At 68.6% G+C, this 16,246-nt stretch carries 13 protein-coding genes; 11 read left to right on the top strand and 2 right to left on the bottom strand.

The genetic code is table 11. The features are described from left to right. Positions 1 to 58: 58 nt before the first annotated feature. The 3 genes from DEA8626_RS06135 to trpE all read left to right on the top strand — a co-directional run bounded on the left by DEA8626_RS06135 (position 59) and on the right by trpE (position 4,692). A complete protein-coding gene (locus DEA8626_RS06135) occupies positions 59 to 1,237 on the top strand; it encodes an aminotransferase (protein ID WP_108852133.1) in 1,179 nt (392 codons plus the stop codon). Positions 1,238 to 1,309: 72 nt separating this feature from the next. After that, positions 1,310 to 3,163 carry a peptidylprolyl isomerase gene (locus DEA8626_RS06130; RefSeq protein WP_108852132.1) on the top strand — a complete coding sequence of 618 codons (1,854 nt, stop codon included), beginning with the start codon at positions 1,310 to 1,312 and terminating at the stop codon, positions 3,161 to 3,163. A gap of 14 nt (positions 3,164 to 3,177) precedes the next feature. After that, on the top strand, positions 3,178 to 4,692 hold the full coding sequence (gene trpE, locus DEA8626_RS06125; RefSeq protein ID WP_108852131.1) for an anthranilate synthase component I: 1,515 nt from the start codon (positions 3,178 to 3,180) through the stop codon (positions 4,690 to 4,692). Between the two features lie 21 nt (positions 4,693 to 4,713). Here trpE and DEA8626_RS06120 read toward each other — a convergent pair whose 3' ends face one another. Beyond that, entirely contained in the window at positions 4,714 to 6,876 is a 2,163-nt protein-coding gene (locus DEA8626_RS06120; protein WP_108852130.1) for a divergent polysaccharide deacetylase family protein, read from the bottom strand. Between the two features lie 134 nt (positions 6,877 to 7,010). Here DEA8626_RS06120 and DEA8626_RS06115 point away from each other — a divergent pair, with 134 nt between their 5' ends. The 7 genes from DEA8626_RS06115 (at position 7,011) to lexA (ending at position 12,621) form a co-directional block, all read left to right on the top strand. Continuing rightward, positions 7,011 to 7,604 (top strand): anthranilate synthase component II, encoded by a 594-nt coding sequence (locus tag DEA8626_RS06115; protein ID WP_108852129.1) that lies wholly within the window; start codon positions 7,011 to 7,013, stop codon positions 7,602 to 7,604. Next, entirely contained in the window at positions 7,601 to 8,617 is a 1,017-nt protein-coding gene (gene trpD, locus DEA8626_RS06110; RefSeq protein ID WP_108852128.1) for an anthranilate phosphoribosyltransferase, read from the top strand. Before DEA8626_RS06115 ends, trpD begins: the two co-directional genes overlap by 4 nt. Continuing rightward, positions 8,614 to 9,255 (top strand): uracil-DNA glycosylase, encoded by a 642-nt coding sequence (locus DEA8626_RS06105; RefSeq protein ID WP_108852127.1) that lies wholly within the window; start codon positions 8,614 to 8,616, stop codon positions 9,253 to 9,255. The genes trpD and DEA8626_RS06105 overlap by 4 nt, the downstream gene beginning before the upstream one ends. Positions 9,256 to 9,358: 103 nt before the next feature. Then, positions 9,359 to 10,162 (top strand): indole-3-glycerol phosphate synthase TrpC, encoded by an 804-nt coding sequence (trpC, locus tag DEA8626_RS06100; RefSeq protein WP_108852126.1) that lies wholly within the window; start codon positions 9,359 to 9,361, stop codon positions 10,160 to 10,162. Between the two features lie 2 nt (positions 10,163 to 10,164). Next, positions 10,165 to 10,638, top strand: a complete 474-nt coding sequence (moaC, locus tag DEA8626_RS06095) for a cyclic pyranopterin monophosphate synthase MoaC (RefSeq protein ID WP_108852125.1) — start codon at positions 10,165 to 10,167, stop codon at positions 10,636 to 10,638. 19 nt (positions 10,639 to 10,657) lie between these two features. Continuing rightward, positions 10,658 to 11,842, top strand: coding sequence for a molybdopterin molybdotransferase MoeA (locus tag DEA8626_RS06090; protein WP_108852124.1), 1,185 nt, complete (start codon positions 10,658 to 10,660; stop codon positions 11,840 to 11,842). A 92-nt stretch (positions 11,843 to 11,934) separates the two neighbouring features. Continuing rightward, positions 11,935 to 12,621: a transcriptional repressor LexA gene (gene lexA, locus DEA8626_RS06085; RefSeq protein WP_108852123.1), complete on the top strand. Its 687-nt coding sequence runs from the start codon at positions 11,935 to 11,937 to the stop codon at positions 12,619 to 12,621. 3 nt (positions 12,622 to 12,624) lie between these two features. Here the strand turns inward: lexA and DEA8626_RS06080 are convergent, their stop codons facing one another. Then, positions 12,625 to 14,709: a ComEC/Rec2 family competence protein gene (locus tag DEA8626_RS06080; protein ID WP_306418092.1), complete on the bottom strand. Its 2,085-nt coding sequence runs from the start codon at positions 14,707 to 14,709 to the stop codon at positions 12,625 to 12,627. A 76-nt stretch (positions 14,710 to 14,785) separates the two neighbouring features. On the opposite strand from DEA8626_RS06080, the gene gltX reads away from it, so the two are divergent. Beyond that, entirely contained in the window at positions 14,786 to 16,183 is a 1,398-nt protein-coding gene (gene gltX / locus DEA8626_RS06075; RefSeq protein WP_108852122.1) for a glutamate--tRNA ligase, read from the top strand. Positions 16,184 to 16,246 lie beyond the last annotated feature (63 nt).

Raw genomic sequence — 16,246 nt, 5'->3', positions numbered from 1 at the left:
CAGCGGCCGGTGGCTTCGCTACAGTCCTGCCGACCTCGCAGCCAATGGACGCCAGCGCATGACCTTGCCCCTCAATCCAAATATGAAGGCGACCTTTCCGCCCCCGGTCATGGAAGCGCGGCGCTGGATCGAGGGCGTGACATTCCCGCCCGATCGGCCGCTGATCAACGTGAGCCAAGCCGCGCCGATGGAGCCCCCACCGGAGGAGCTGCGCGCTGCGCTGGCCGAAGCGGCGCTGAACGATCCCGCCGCGCATCTCTACGGACCGGTCCTCGGCCTGCCGGCCTTGCGCGCGGAAGTCGCCGCCCAGTGGTCGGATGCCTATGGCGGCGACATCGCGGCAGGCGAGGTCGCCATCACGCAAGGCTGCAATCAGGCCTTCTGCGCGGTCATGGAGACCATTGCTGAGACAGGCGATGAAGTCATCCTTCCAACGCCTTGGTATTTCAACCACAAGATGTGGCTCGACATGCAGAATATTGCTTGCGTGCCGCTGGCCACCGGCCCGGGTCTCATCCCCGATGCGGAGGCGGCCAGCCGCCTGATCACTGAGCGGACCCGCGCCATTGTGCTGGTCACGCCGAACAATCCCGGCGGCGTCGAGTATCCCGCCGCGACGCTCCGCGCCTTCTTCGACCTGGCGCAGGAGCGCGGCATCGCCCTGATCGTCGACGAGACCTACCGCGACTTCGACGCCCGCACGGGCGCACCGCATGACCTATTCGCCGATCCTGACTGGCGCGGCACGCTGATCCATCTCTATTCCTTCTCGAAGGCCTATCGCCTGACCGGTCATCGCGTCGGCGCGGTCGTGGCCGACGCGGAGCGGCTGGCCGAGGTCGAGAAGTTTCTCGACACCGTGGCGATCTGCCCCGGTCAGCTCGGCCAGATCGGCGCGCTCTGGGGAATGCGGAATCTCAAACAGTGGGTCGCGGGCGAGCGCGCCGAGATCCTTGCCCGCCGCGCGGCGCTTGAGGCCGGATTCGGGCGCCTGCCAAGCTGGAATCTTCTCGGGGTGGGCGCCTTCTTCGCCTATGCCGAGCATCCGTTCGATCTGCCCTCGCCCGAGCTTGCGAAGCGGCTCGTGACCGAAGCGGGCGTGCTTCTTTTGCCGGGTACGATGTTCATGCCCGAGGGCGACCGGGCGGGTGGGTGCCAGCTTCGCATCGCCTTCGCCAACATCGACGCAGAAGGGATCGGGCGGCTCATCGACCGGCTTGCCGCGTTCCGGCCCTGACGCACGGCCTTGCCCCGCCCCTGCGGCTGGCCTAAACACCCTCGGAACTGGTCTTTCGGGAGGGAAGCCCCCATGTCGAACCCGCTGCGCAGCAAGAAGCGCGGAAGCATGATCATCTGGATTTTGGTGGGCATGCTCGTCCTTGGCCTCGGCGGCTTCGGGGCGCGCAATTTCGGCGGATCGGTCCGCGCCATCGGGTCGGTCGGCGACACCGATATCGACCTGCGCGACTATGCCCGGACGCTGAACCGGGAAATCTCGGCCTTCTCGGCGCAGCTCGGCCAGCCGGTCAGCTTCGCACAGGCTCAGTCGCTGGGCATCGACCGGTCCGTGCTGGCGCGCGTAATCTCTTCGGCCGCGCTCGACAACGAGGCGGACCGCATCGGGATTTCTGTAGGCGACGAAGAGGTTCGCCGCCGGGTCCTCGCGTTCGACGCCTTCGCCGGGCTCGACGGCAGCTTCGACCGCGACGCCTATGCGCTGACGCTGCGCCAGGAAGGCCTGAGCGAGGCGGAGTTCGAAGGGAAGCTCAGGGACGAGGCGGCGCGCACGCTTCTGCAGGGCGCGGCACTCGGCGGCACGGCGGCCCCCGACGCGCTGGTCGACCGGGTCGCGGCCTGGCTGACCGAGACTCGCAGCTTCACCGTGGCCGAACTGATCGCCAGCGACCTCGCCGAGACGCTTCCCGAACCGGACGAAGCGGCGCTTATGGCTTATTACGAGGCCCATCCCGACGACTTCACGCGGCCCGAAATTCGCCGCATCAGCTACATCTGGCTGTCGCCTGACATGCTGGCCGACGATGTCCAGCTGGACGACGAGGCGCTGAGCGCCGCCTACCAGGAGCGGATCGACGACTACGTGACGCCCGAACGAAGACTGGTTGAACGGCTCGTCTATCCCGACGAGGCGACGGCGGCATCCGCGAAGGCACGCTACGACGCGGGCGAGGCGACCTTCGAGGCATTGGCCGCCGAACGTGGGCTCGCACTCGCCGACATCGATATGGGCGAAGTGACCGAGGCAGACCTTGGCGGGGCGGGCGAGGCAGTCTTCGCGCTGGACGCGCCGGGCGTGGTCGGTCCCCTTCCTTCCGATCTCGGCCCCGCGCTCTATGCGATGAACGGCATCCTCGAAGCGCGCGAAATCGCGTTCGAGGACGCGCGCGCTGACCTCGCGACCGAGGCCGCGCTCGACCGCGCGCGGCGGCTCGTGGCCGACCAGAGCGACGGGATCGAAGACCTCCTCGCCGGCGGCGCCACGCTCGAGGAGGTCGCGGAAGACACCGGTATGGAGTTCGGGCAAATCGAGATGGCGCCCGATACCGACGAAGGGATCGCCGCCTATACCGGTTTCCGCGACGCGGCGCGCGAAGTGACGGAAACGGATTTCCCGACGCTCGCCGGGCTCGATGACGGCGGGGTCTTCGCGCTGAGACTCGACGGGATAGACCCGCCGGCGCTCCGCCCTCTCGCCGAGGTGCGCGACGCCGTGATCGAGGGCTGGACCAAGGCGGAAACCACGGCGCGACTCGCGGCCATGGGCGAGGAGATCGCCGCCCGAGTCGAAGCCGGTGAGGATCTGGCCGCCAGCGGTTTCGTCACCACGCGCTACGACGAATTCGCGCGCGACGGGCATATCGACGGCGCCCCCCCCGCGCTCGCCGAACGCGTCTTCAAGCTTGACGAAGGTGGTGCGGCGGTCGTGGAGGGCGATGGCGTCGTCTTTGTCGCAGCGCTCGGTGACATCCACAAGGCCGAGCGTGACGGAGCGGAGTTCAAGGCCACGCGCGCCGCGCTGGCGACGCAGATCGGCCAGTCGCTCGCCCAGGACATGTTCCAACTCTATACTCAGGCGCTCAGTGCCGAGGCGGGCATCCGGCTCGACCAGTCGGCAGTCAATGCCGTCCACGCCCAGATGAACTGAAGGACCGGCGCGCCGTGGCACTCACCCCGTCGTTCGACGATTTCGCGAAAGCCTGGGACGAGGGCCGGAACCAGCTTGTCTATACCCGGCTCGCCGCCGATCTCGACACGCCGGTCTCGCTCATGCTGAAGCTCGCCGAGGCGCAGCCGATGAGCTTCATGCTGGAATCGGTCACCGGGGGCGAGGTGCGCGGGCGCTATTCGGTTGTGGGCTTGAAACCCGACGTGATCTGGGAGTGCCGTGGCGAGGAGAGCCGGATCAACCGGCAGGTGCGGTTCGACGCCGAGGCGTTCGAGCCGCTCTCCGGCCATCCGCTGCAGACGTTGCGCGCGCTGATCGCCGAAAGCCGGATCGAGATGCCCGAGGGCATCCCGGCGATCGCGGCCGGCCTTTTCGGCTATCTCGGCTACGACATGATCCGGCTGGTGGAGCACTTGCCGGACGTAAATCCCGACCCGATCGGGGTTCCCGACGCGGTGCTGATGCGCCCGACGATCGTCGCCGTGCTTGACGCCGTGAAAAGCGAGGTGACAGTCTGCTCGCCCGCCTGGATCGGATCGGGGCTCTCGGCCAGGGCCGCCTATGCGCAGGCGGCCGAGCGCGTGATGGACGCCGTGCGCGACCTCGAACGCGCGCCCGCGGGCGAGGCCCGGTCGCTCGGCGACAGCGCCCATCTGGGCGAGCTACGGTCGAACTTCACGCCCGGGGCCTATCGGGCGGCGGTCGAGAAGGCCAAGGAATACATTCGCGCGGGCGACATCTTCCAGGTCGTCCCTTCGCAGCGCTGGACGGCGGAGTTCAAGCTGCCGCCCTTCGCGCTCTACCGTTCGCTGAGGCGCACCAACCCGTCACCGTTCCTCACATTCTTTAACTTCGGCGGATTCCACATCGTCGGCGCGTCGCCCGAAATCCTGGTCCGCCTGCGCGGCGGCGAGGTCACTGTACGGCCGATCGCAGGCACCCGGCCGCGCGGGACGACGCCGGATGAGGACCGCGCGCTTGAATCCGATTTGCTCGCCGACAAGAAGGAACTGGCCGAACACCTGATGCTCCTCGATCTCGGCCGCAACGACGTGGGCCGGGTGGTAAAGGTTGGGACGGTGCACCCGACCGAGCAGTTCATCATCGAGCGCTACAGCCACGTCATGCACATCGTCTCGAACGTCGTGGGCGAGATCCGCGAGGACGAGGACGCGCTGTCGGCGCTTCTGGCGGGGCTGCCCGCCGGCACTGTTTCCGGCGCGCCCAAGGTCAGGGCGATGGAGATCATCGACGAGCTGGAGCCCGAGAAGCGCGGCATCTACGGCGGCGGCGTAGGCTATTTCGCGGCGAACGGCGAAATGGACATGTGCATCGCGCTCAGGACGGCCGTCGTGAAGGATGAAAAACTCTACATCCAGGCCGGCGGCGGGGTCGTCTACGACAGCGACCCCGAGGCGGAGTTCCAGGAGACCGTCAACAAGTCGCGCGCGCTTCAGAAGGCCGCCGAGGATGCGGGGCTCTTCGTCCAGCGCGGCAACAGCGACTGATCCGGCGCGCGCCGTCCGCGCTCAGCCCTCCGCTGCCATCGCCGCGGAAACCGGCGCCACGACCGTTCCCTTGGCCCCGGCCGCGATCCAGTCCTGAAGCGCGGAGATTGTTTCGGGCCGTGACGTGGCGACGATGACGACGTCGCCCTGCCGCGCCGCCTCGAACGCCGCACGGTCGAGATAGCGGGCGATAGTGGACGCGCCTTCACCGTCGGCGTCAAGCGCGCGGAATACGCTCGCATGGGCGAGACCCTCGCCGATCGCGGCCTGCCGGGCGGGATTGAGCCCGCGGTCATATGTGACAAGGCCCCGCCCCTCGGTCGACAAGAGCGCCACCATGTGCTGCGCCACGCGCCGGTCGCGCTGGAACGCCGCGTCTGGCGCGCCGATCAATGCGACCGCCTCGGGCAACTCGCTGCCGTAACCCTGGTAGGCGACCTCGAGGTCGCTCGCCGTCGCGCCCTCGGGCAGATCGGGCGCGAGGATCGCGACCTCGTGCCCGGCCAGCCGGTAGGCAGCCGCGCGCGCGCTGGCATCGGCCCGCGCAGGGTCGATCGCGATGGTCACATGCGCGCCGAAGGCGGCCAGTGCGGCAGGATCGAGCCCGCCCGCCTCCTCGCCGATATCGGTGATCACGACTGAGAGGAATGGCAGGCCGCCGGAATTGTCGAAGGGCGCTGCATAGCGCGTCGCGGCCGGCTCGCCGGTCGAGACAGAGGGCAGCGCGGCGGGCGCGGGCACACCTTCGGCCACCCCATCCGCATTCGCCGGGACATCGTCACCGATCCTCGGCAGACGGTTGATCTTGACGCCGATCCGCTTGGCGAAACCGGGCTGCGGAGCCGAGGCCGCTCCGATCGGCGGCTGGGGCGAGAGGTCGAGCGCGGCTGGGCTGTCGCCGATGCCAGTCCCGGCATCCGGCTCCTCGGCCTCGGCCACCTCGGTCTCGGCGGTGTCTCCAGGCGTCTCGTCCGGCGCCTCGATCTGGGGCAGTCGCCTGATGGGGGCGGCGTCCGTTCCAGTCTCGATCTCGCCCGCGCTGTCGGGCTCGTTCGCCTCGGCCAGTTCGGTCCCCGCGTCCGGATCCGTGCCCTCGGTCGCCTCGGCGACATCCGACTCGGGCAGGTCTGTTCCGTCGGCGCTTTCCGTGACGGCGGGCTCCTGCGCCTCGGCGCTTTCGGGCGCGGGAAGTTCAGCCGGCTCGGGCGCGATGGCCGGGGTGTCCTGCGGCTCCGGCTCGGGCAGGACCGCCACATCAGGCGCGACCGGATCGGCGGCCGCGATCTCTTCCTCCGCCGCGGGAGCTTCGGGCTCCGCCGGCGCTTCCGGCACCGAGGAGTCGGGCAAGACGGCGGCGGCGGGATCCTGCGCGGCAAGGACCGGCGTGCTCGCGGCCTCGCCAAACGGCACGGCGCTGTCCGCAGCGGGCGCCTCGGCAAGGACGATCGGCTCGGGGGCTTCGGGCGTGGCGATCTCGCCCGGCGATTCGGACTGGCCTTCGGGCATCGCGGCCGGGTTCACCTCGGCGAGTTCGGGCGCGGGCTCAGCTTCGGGCATGACTACGGCGGGCGTCCCGACAGAGGGACGCCCGTTCTCGGCGGCGGGCACGAGCATGTCGGCCTCGGGCCGGGCACGGGCAAACTCCGATCCCGGCGGGACTTCGACGACCGGCGCGTCCGGCACGCCGGCGGTGTCCTCGACCACGGTCTCCGTCATGTCCGGCATCTCGGTCGCGGTCTCCGCCACCTTCGGCAACTCGGACTCGGCGGCGTCTTCTTCGGTCTCCGACACTATCTCGGCGGCGGGCGCCTCCTGCATGTCGGGCTCCGTCAAGGCCTCGGCTGACGCGACGGTTTCGGCGACGGCGGTTTGCGGGGCCGCCTCCGGCGTCGTGGGTTCGGACACGGCGTCCGATGCGGCCTCAGTTGCGGCCTCGTCGCTGAGAACGATGGCTTCAGACTGCTCAGAGGCCATCGCCTCTGCGCCGTCCGTTTCCGCCGTGGCGTCGGCTGCGGCGAATTCTTCCGCTGTAACCTCGTCCGCCGTGGGCACCTCGCCCGCCGAACCATTTTCGGCCATGGCGCGCGACGTCGTGCCCGAAGGCGCCATGAGTGACACCATGCCCAGGCCCAGAACCGAGCACAGGCCCCCGATCAGGATACCGAATACGTAACTTCTGCCCACGTCCGCCTCCGACGCTTCTATCCTTATTGGCCCGCTTGACGCCTTGACCCGGCCGCGTGGCTCTGACCATGTATAGCCCGACACGCGCGCAGGTTCACCCCTAGAATGCGCACACCCGCGATGAAGGCCAGATCATGCTGTTGCTGATCGACAACTATGACAGCTTCACCTACAACCTCGTGCACTATCTGGGCGAGCTCGGCGCCGATGTGGTGGTCCACCGTAACGACGCCCTGAACGTGCAGGAGGCGATGGCGCTGAAGCCCTCCGCCATCGTGCTCTCGCCGGGGCCCTGCGATCCCGATCAGGCGGGTATCTGCCTTGCGCTGACCGAGGCGGCAGCGGAGACGGAGACGCCGCTTCTCGGCGTCTGCCTCGGGCACCAGACGATCGGACAGGCCTTCGGTGGCAGGGTCGTGCGCTGCCACGAAATCGTGCACGGCAAGATGGGGACGATGCATCACTCCGGCCAGGGCGCTTTCGCGGGCCTGCCCTCGCCCTTCGAGGCGACGCGCTACCATTCGCTGATCGTCGAGCGCGCCAGCCTGCCCGACTGCCTCGAAGTCACCGCCTGGCTCGAGGACGGTACGATCATGGGGCTGAGGCACCGCGACCTGCCGATCGAGGGCGTGCAGTTCCATCCCGAATCGATTGCCTCCGAACATGGCCACACGCTTCTGAGGAACTTCCTCGAAATGGCGCGCGTGCCGCTTTCGGTACCGTCATGAGCGGAGATATCCGCCCCTTGATCGGCCTGGCAGCCGACCGCCCGTTGACGCGCGAGGAGGCCGAGACCGCCTTTGAGGCGCTCTTTGAGGGTGAAGCCACGCCCTCGCAGATGGGCGGACTTCTGATGGCGCTGCGGACGCGCGGCGAAACGGTCGAGGAAATCGCCGCCGCCGCGCGGGTGATGCGGGCGAAATGCCACAAGGTGCGCGCTCCCGAAGGCGCGATGGACATCGTGGGCACCGGCGGCGACGGCAAGGGCACGCTGAACATCTCGACCGCGACGGCCTTCGTCGTCGCTGGCGCGGGCGTCGTCGTGGCCAAGCACGGAAATCGAAATCTGAGCTCAAAGTCGGGCGCGGCGGATGCGCTGACCGAGATGGGCGTGAACGTGATGATCGGCGCCGAGGCGGTCGAGAAGGTGCTCGCCGACTGCGGCATCGCCTTCATGATGGCGCCAATGCACCACCCCGCAATCCGCCACGTGATGCCGACGCGGGCGGAGCTTGGCACCCGCACCGTCTTCAACCTTCTGGGGCCGCTCACAAACCCCGCGGGCGTCCGGCGGCAGCTCACGGGCGCGTTTTCCCGCGCCTGGATCCGACCGATGGCCGAAACGCTCGCCGCGCTGGGATCCGACCGCGCATGGCTCGTCCACGGCGCGGACGGCACCGACGAGATCTCGATCGCCGGGCCGAGCTGGATTGCGGCGCTTGAGGACGGCGCGGTCAGGGAGTTCGAGTTGCATCCGGAGGAGGCGGGCCTGCCCATCCATCCGTTCGAGGCGATCCTCGGCGGCAGCCCCGAGGAGAACGCGGCCGCCTTCCGCGCCCTTTTGGCGGGAGAGACCGGCGCCTATCGCGACGCCGTGCTTCTGAACGCGGCTGCGGCGCTCGTGGTCGCGGGCAAGGTGGCGGAGCTGAAGGAGGGCGTCGCACTGGCCGCCGAAAGCATCGACCGCGGCTCTGCCCGGGCGAAGATCGAGGCGCTGGCGAAAGCCTCTCAGGCAGCATGATACCCGGAGCCTGGGCGCACTTGCCGTTCTTCAAGCGGGATTGGCCGCGCATCGATGCTGCGCTCGCTGGCGAGGACGGGCCGGTCTACCCGCCGCGCGACCGGATTTTCGCCGCGCTCGACACCTGCCCGCCAGAAGACGTGCGGGTAGTGATCCTTGGTCAGGACCCGTACCACACGGCCGGGAAGGCCGACGGGCTGGCCTTTTCGATTCCGCACGGTTTCACCGGGCGGCTCGACAGTCTCGGCAACATTTTCAAGGAATTGTCGGACGATCTTGGTGCAACGCGAACCCGAACGCAGCTTGACGACTGGGCGTGTCAGGGCGTGCTCTTGATGAACACGGCCCTCACCGTCCCGGAGGGACGGCCAAAGGCGCATGCGGCATTCGGGTGGGACACGCTTGTCGCCGACGTGCTGTCCGAGATTGACGCGAAACCGCGCGCCTTTCTGCTCTGGGGCGGCCCCGCGCAGAAGGTCGCGCGTCGCTGTCTACGCAACCCCAAACATCTCAGGATCGAAACGGCCCACCCCTCCCCGCTTTCAGCCTATCGCGGCTTCTTCGGGTCGCGCCCCTTCAGCCGGGTGAACGCCTGGCTCGCGGCACGGGGCGAGGCGCCGGTAGCGTGGGGCGGATAGCAGGCAGGTGGGGGTTTCCCACCCCCACACCCCCGGGAGGTACTTCTGAACAGAAGAAGGCAGAGGGGCTTTTCGCGGGGTCCGACGGAGGCTAAGAGAAGGCATGGACATTCTCGACAGGATCAAGGCCTACAAGCTCGACGAGGTCGCTGCAGCCAAGGCGGCGCGTCCGCTGTCGGAGATCGAGGCGGCGGCGCGGGAAGCAGATGCCCCGCGTGGTTTCGCGTCCGCGCTCGGGCGCGCGTCTGCGACGGGTTACGGGCTTATCGCCGAGATCAAGAAGGCGAGCCCGTCGAAGGGGCTGATCCGCGCCGATTTCGACCCGCCGGCGCTCGCCCGGGCCTACGAGGCGGGCGGCGCGACCTGTCTATCCGTATTGACGGACGCGCCGTCATTCCAAGGGGCGCCCGAGTTTCTGACGTCGGCGCGAGCGGCGGTTTCGCTGCCGACGCTCAGAAAGGACTTCATGTACGACACCTACCAGGTCGCCGAGGCACGCGCCTGGGGCGCGGACTGCATCCTGATCATCATGGCCTCGGTCTCCGACGCACAGGCGGCCGAACTCGAAGCGGCGGCGCACGCCTGGGGCATGGACGCGCTTCTGGAGGTCCATGACGCGGCCGAACTGGAACGTGCGTTGCGCCTGAAATCTCCGCTTGTCGGCATAAACAACCGCAATCTCAAGACCTTCAACGTCAACCTTGAGACCACGCGGCAACTCGCCCCGCTGATCCCGGACGACCGGATTCGGATCTGCGAGAGCGGCCTGTTCGCGCCCGCCGAGCTTGCCGACATGGCCGCCCATGGCGCGCGGGTCTTCCTGGTCGGCGAGCACCTCATGCGCCAAGCCGACGTCGCGGCGGCGACGCGGACGCTTCTGGCCGATCCCGCGCCGTGCGAGGTCTGACGATGGCGCTGACGCATTTCGACGCCGAGGGTCATGCGCATATGGTCGATGTTTCGGACAAGGCGGTGACGGACAGGGTCGCGACGGCAGACGCGCAGGTCGTGATGACGGCCGAGACGCTCGCGCTTGTCACCGAGGGCCGCGCGAAGAAGGGCGATGTCCTGGGTGTCGCACGGCTCGCCGGGATCATGGCGGCGAAGCGCACCGCCGATCTGATCCCGCTCTGCCATCCGCTGCCGATCACGAAGGTTGTGATCGATCTCGTCGCCGATCCGGCGCTGCCGGGCGTGCGGATCACGGCGACCGTGAAGACAAAGGGCCAGACGGGCGTGGAGATGGAGGCGCTGACGGCGGCGTCGGTCGCGGCGCTGACCGTCTATGATATGCTGAAGGCCGCCCAGCGTTCCATGCGCATCGAAGGGCTGCGGGTTGTCTTGAAGGACGGCGGAAAATCAGGGCGATACGAGGCGACATGAAGGTGACCGGGGGCGGCGCATGATCTCGGTCGAAGATGCGCTGTCCCGGCTGTTCGCGCTCGCACCAATGCTGCCCGCCGAGACCGTTCCCCTGCGCCACGCCGCCGGTCGGGTTCTGGCGGAGCCGGTCGTCGCGCGCCGCGACCAGCCACCCTTCGCCGCCTCGGCGATGGACGGCTTCGCGATCCGGGAGGTCGATCATCGGCCCGGCGCGTTGCTAAATGTCATCGGCGAAGCCGCTGCCGGAAAGGCTTTCTCCGGTTCGATCGACGTGGGCCAGACGGTCCGGATCTTCACTGGCGCTCCGGTGCCAGAGGGCGGCGAGCGCGTCGTCCTGCAGGAGGATGTGCGCCGCGACGCCGACCGGATTGCGCTGGGGGATCGTCTGGAGACAGGGACGAACATCCGCGCCGAGGGTCAGGATTTCCGCGCCGGTCACCGGATCGACGCGCCGCGCCGGCTCACGGCGAGCGACCTGGCGCTGATCGCTGCCATGAATGTGCCCGATGTCGCCGTGGCCCGCCGCCCTGTCGTCGCCCTGATCGCGACTGGTGACGAACTCGTCATGCCCGGGGAAGAACCGGGCCCCGACCAGATCGTCGCTTCGAACGGCTTCGCGCTCGCCGCGCTCGCCGAGGCGGCGGGTGCCGAGGCGCGGCTGCTGCCCATTGCACGGGACAGCGAGGCGTCATTGCGCTTCGCGTTCGACCTGGCGGGCGATGCCGATCTCGTGGTGACGATCGGCGGCGCGTCGGTGGGCGACCACGACCTCGTCGGCGCGGTCGCCGCCGGCATGGGGATGGAGCGGTCTTTCTACAAGATCGCGATGCGGCCGGGAAAGCCGCTGATGGCGGGGCGGCTCGGTGGGTCGGTTCTGCTTGGGCTTCCCGGCAATCCCGTCTCTTCAATCGTTTGCGGTCACATCTTCATGTCGCCAGTTCTCTCCGCGATGCAGGGCCTGCCGGCCGGTCCGGCCCCGGTCCGGCGTGGTGTGCTCGCCTCCAGCGTTGCAGCGAACGGCCCACGCGCGCATTACATGCGGGCGCGACTGACGGCGCGCGGCGGCGAGATACTCATCCATCCGTTCGACCGCCAGGACAGCGCGCTTCTGACGGTCCTCTCGGACGCCGACGCGCTTCTCATCAGGCCGGTGGGAGACGGGCCGAGGGCGGCCGGCGCGGCCGCGGACTATATCCCGCTCTGACGGGCGCCGGCCCCAATTCGTTGACACAAATCGGGAACGCGCGTAGAACATCCTTTGAACAGCGTTGCAATCGGCAAAGGAAAACAGGCATCATGCTGACGCGCAAGCAACTGGAACTCCTGGATTTCATCCAGAAACGCATGGCTCGGGACGGCGTGACGCCCTCCTTCGACGAAATGAAGGACGCGCTCGACCTGCGCTCGAAGTCGGGCATTCACCGGCTGATCACCGCGCTCGAGGAGCGCGGCTTCATCCGCCGCCTCGCCCACCGCGCCCGTGCGATCGAAATCGTGAAGTTGCCCGAGGCGATGGAGAAGCCGGGATTCACGCCCCGTGTGATCGAGGGCGACCGCAGCGGCCCGCCCCGAGGCGCGATGGCGGTGTCGTCGGTTCAGGCCCTGGAACTTCCCGTCATGGGCCGGATCGCCGCGGGCGTGCCGATCGAGGCGATTTCTGAAGTGTCGCATCACGTCGCGGTGCCCGGCTCGATGCTGTCGGGCCATGGCCAGCACTACGCGCTGGAGGTCAAGGGCGATTCCATGATCGACGCGGGGATCAATGACGGCGACATCGTCGTCATCCGCGAACAATCGACGGCCGACAATGGCGATATCGTGGTGGCGCTCGTCGAGGGGCTGGAGGCGACTCTCAAGCGCTTCCGGCGCCGGGGTAGCATGATCGCGCTTGAGGCGGCCAACCCGGCCTACGAGACGCGCGTCCTACCCGAGGACCATGTGAAGGTCCAGGGCAAGCTTGTCGGCCTGATCCGCAGCTACTGACCCTTACTCGAGCGCGGCCCGGCGGCTCTCGCGCGCGGGCCGTTCGCGGCGGTTCCACAGCCGGTCGCCCGCGATCTCCCGCGCCGTGACGATGCGGAGCTTTCCGTCATCGAGATGTACGGCAAGCGCGCCGGTTTGGCGCAGCCGCGCCGCGTCATAGACCTGGCAGGTACCGGGCTCCGCGCCCTCCCAGCGGGCGGACAGGATCACGAGCGCGCCGTCCCGGCAGGCGGCGGCCGCGCGTGACTCGGCCCCCTTGCCGGTGAAATGCCACGCGGCGACAGTGCCGAGGCCCGCCCTCATCGCGCCCTTCTCGCCCTGGAGCCCCGGCCGGGCGAAGGCGTCTTCCTGCAGCGCCATGTCGCCGTCATCCTCGAGCCAGCTTTTCGCGACGAAGCCCGCACCCTTTGGCTTCGACAGCGCCCGCCCTTCGGCTGTTCGAAGACCCACAAGGCCGCCATCGCCGGCAACGAGCAACGCCGGACGCTCCGCCGCCGCCCAGATGACGAGTGCCGCCAGCGCGGCCGCCGCTCCGGCTGCACGCATTCGCAGCGAACGCGTTACGAGCAGGACGAGTCCGCCGAGCGCCAGGAGCGGCAGCACTGCATCGGGCGGCGCGGGGACGGCCAGGACCGCGCCGTCGAGCGCGGCGACCCAGGCCGCCACCCAGAGGATGAAACCCGTGCCCTGCCCCATCAGCCAGAGCGCCGGGGTCGCAAGCCCGACCGGCGCGAGAAGCGCGGCGATCACTCCCATCGGCATCACGAGGGTCCCCATGACCGGCACCGCGAGCAGGTTCGCCAAAAGCCCGTATTCCGCGATCCGGTTGAAATGCGCCGCCGCGATGGGCGCCGTGGCGAGCCCTGCGGCCGCCGAAGATAGAATCAGCATCGCCACCGGCCGGAGCAGGCCCGGCACATGGCGCTGGAGGCGCACCCAGGGCTGGAACGCGACGATGAGCGCCACCGTGGCGCCGAAAGACATCTGAAAGCCCGGCTCAACCAGGCTTTCGGGTTCGAGCACGAGAACGATCAGCGCCGCGATGCCGACCGAGCGGAGCGAGATCGCGCGCCGGTCGGCGAGCACCGCGACGAGCATCACCGCCGCCATGATGAAGGCGCGGCGTGTCGCCACGCTCGGACCCGCGAGCGCGAGGTAGATGGCGGCGGCGAGAAGCGCCACGACGGCGGCGGCCTTCTTCGTGTTGATCCTGAGTGCGACGGGCGGCGCGAGCGCGAGCCCGTAGCGCACCGCGCCGAAGACGAAGCCCGTCAGAAGCCCCATATGGAGGCCCGATATCGCGATGAGATGCGAGAGGTTCGATGCCCTGAGCGCGTCGTTCGTCGCGGCTTCGACGGCCGACCGGTCGCCGGTCATGAGAGCCGCGGCGAAGGCGCCCGCCTGGCCGTCTATATGCTCCCGCATCGCGTTGGAGATCGTCATGCGGAGCCGGAAAGCCGCGAGCGCCAGCGCGCCCTCGGGCGGCTCGAGCGCAAGGACGGGCGCGCGCGTGTAGCCGACCGCGCCGAGGCGCGAGAACCAGGCGAGGCGCTGGAAGTCGAAGCCGCCGGGCTCCACCGGACCTTCGGGCGGCGAGAGATGGGCGGTCAGGATCACCGTGAGACCGGGCTGCGGATCGGTGAACCCCTGCTCGCCGTGCAGCGCGACCCGGACGCGGGCGGGCGTCCGGTCGGGGGCCATGTCCTTCAGGACGACACGGTCGAGCGTCAGGCGAAGCTGATCGGAGAAGGAGCGGTCGATCGCGACAACGCGGCCCTCGACCGGCCCGTAGTAGCGGAACGGCAGGACCGGCGCGGACACGAGATGCGCCCGCGCGGCCGCGAGAAGGAGCCCGGCGGCGATCAGAGCGAGACCCGTGGCGGGCGCGCGCGCAAGCTCCGGCCCGCGCCGGCCGGCGAGCGCGGCCAGGCCGACGATCAGGGTCGCGGCACCTAGCGTCCCGGCCCCCGGCTCGTAGCGCAGCGCGAAGTAGCCGCCGATTCCCATCGCCAGGAAGACCGGCGCCCAGGGCAGGAGCCGCCCGCGCTCCGCCCCCAGCGCCTCCAGCATGGCGATCGCCGCCCGCACCTTGTCTCCCCGTCCGGCATTGCCTAATGACAGCCTCAGCCTGAACGTTCATGGTTTCCGAAAGGTTAACGCGCCCATGTCCGATGTCGTGACCCGCTTCGCCCCCTCGCCCACCGGCTACCTGCACATCGGCGGCGCGCGCACGGCGCTTTTCAACTGGCTCTACGCGCGCGGACGCGGCGGCAAGTTCCTCCTGCGCATCGAGGACACCGACCGCGAACGCTCCACGCCAGAGGCCACGGACGCGATCCTGCGCGGCCTCAAGTGGCTTGGCCTCGACTGGGACGGCGACGTTGTCAGCCAGTTCGACGGGCGCGAGCGTCATGCCGAGGTGGCACGCGAGATGCTGGCGCGGGGACACGCCTACAAGTGTTTCTCGACGCCGCAGGAAATCGAAGCGTTCCGCGAAAAGGCCCGCGCCGAGGGCCGCTCGACCCTGTTTCTCAGCCCGTGGCGCGACGCCGGTCCCGCGACCCACCCGGACGCGCCGTTCGTGATCCGACTGAAGGCGCCACGCGAAGGCCAGACGGTAATTGAGGATGCGGTTCAAGGCACGGTCACGTTCCGCAACGACCAGCTCGACGACATGGTATGTTTACGCTCCGATGGTACGCCCACCTACATGCTGGCGGTCGTCGTGGACGATCACGACATGGGCGTCACGCATGTGATCCGGGGGGACGATCATCTGAACAACGCGGCACGCCAGGTTCAGGTCTATCGGGCCATGGATTGGGCGGAACCGGCCTGGGCGCATATTCCGCTGATCCACGGCCCGGACGGCAAGAAGCTTTCGAAGCGCCACGGCGCCGTCGGGCTCGAGGAGTACCAGGCAATGGGCTATCCGGCCGCGGGCATGCGCAATTACCTGACCCGGCTCGGCTGGGCGCATGGCGACGCGGAATTCTTCACCGACGAGCAGGCGAAGGAGTGGTTCGATCTGGCGGGAATCGGTCGCGCGCCGGCGCGGCTCGACTTCAAGAAGCTCGAGAATCTGTCTGGTCAGCATATTGCGGCTACGCCGGACGCCGAGCTTCTGCCTGAAATTGAGGCATTTCTGGCGGCCGCGGGCCAGCCAATCCTTTCGCAGGCGCAGAAAGATGGATTGTCACGCGCGCTTTACTGCGTCAAGGATCGCGCCAAGACGTTTCCGGAACTTATTGACAAAGCTCGCTTTGTACTGGCTACGCGCCCCATCGACCCGGATGAGAAGGCGGGCAAGGCGCTGGATCCGGTATCCCGTGGTATACTGGCAGAATTGACGCCGCAGCTGCAAAATGCTAGCTGGGAGCGCGAAATGCTGGAGGCCTCCGTGGCCAAGGTCGCCGAGGCTCATGGGATCGGGCTCGGCAAGATCGCGGGGCCAATCCGGGCAGCACTTGCCGGGCGCACGGTCAGCCCCAGCATCTTCGACATGATGCTCGTGATCGGGCGGGACGAAACGATCGCCCGATTGAAAGATGCGACGGCCTGAAGGCGAAGCCGGGGCGGCCGCGTCGCGACGTATATCCGCTTCGTGGACTTCACCGCGAGGCAG

It is taken from the genome of Defluviimonas aquaemixtae (assembly GCF_900302475.1).
GTDB classification, from domain to species: Bacteria; Pseudomonadota; Alphaproteobacteria; order Rhodobacterales; family Rhodobacteraceae; genus Albidovulum; species Albidovulum aquaemixtae.
Note: the sequence above shows the minus strand (reverse complement) of the source record. Positions and strands in the feature narration are given on the sequence as shown.

Coding starts and splice junctions, on each gene's coding strand:
- gltX (WP_108852122.1), top strand. CDS start 14,786: ATGTCCGATGTCGTGACCCGCTTCGCCCCCTCGCCCACCGGCTACCTG.
- trpD (WP_108852128.1), top strand. CDS start 7,601: ATGAGCGGAGATATCCGCCCCTTGATCGGCCTGGCAGCCGACCGCCCG.
- moaC (WP_108852125.1), top strand. CDS start 10,165: ATGGCGCTGACGCATTTCGACGCCGAGGGTCATGCGCATATGGTCGAT.
- lexA (WP_108852123.1), top strand. CDS start 11,935: ATGCTGACGCGCAAGCAACTGGAACTCCTGGATTTCATCCAGAAACGC.
- DEA8626_RS06105 (WP_108852127.1), top strand. CDS start 8,614: ATGATACCCGGAGCCTGGGCGCACTTGCCGTTCTTCAAGCGGGATTGG.
- DEA8626_RS06090 (WP_108852124.1), top strand. CDS start 10,658: ATGATCTCGGTCGAAGATGCGCTGTCCCGGCTGTTCGCGCTCGCACCA.
- DEA8626_RS06135 (WP_108852133.1), top strand. CDS start 59: ATGACCTTGCCCCTCAATCCAAATATGAAGGCGACCTTTCCGCCCCCG.
- trpC (WP_108852126.1), top strand. CDS start 9,359: ATGGACATTCTCGACAGGATCAAGGCCTACAAGCTCGACGAGGTCGCT.
- DEA8626_RS06115 (WP_108852129.1), top strand. CDS start 7,011: ATGCTGTTGCTGATCGACAACTATGACAGCTTCACCTACAACCTCGTG.
- DEA8626_RS06130 (WP_108852132.1), top strand. CDS start 1,310: ATGTCGAACCCGCTGCGCAGCAAGAAGCGCGGAAGCATGATCATCTGG.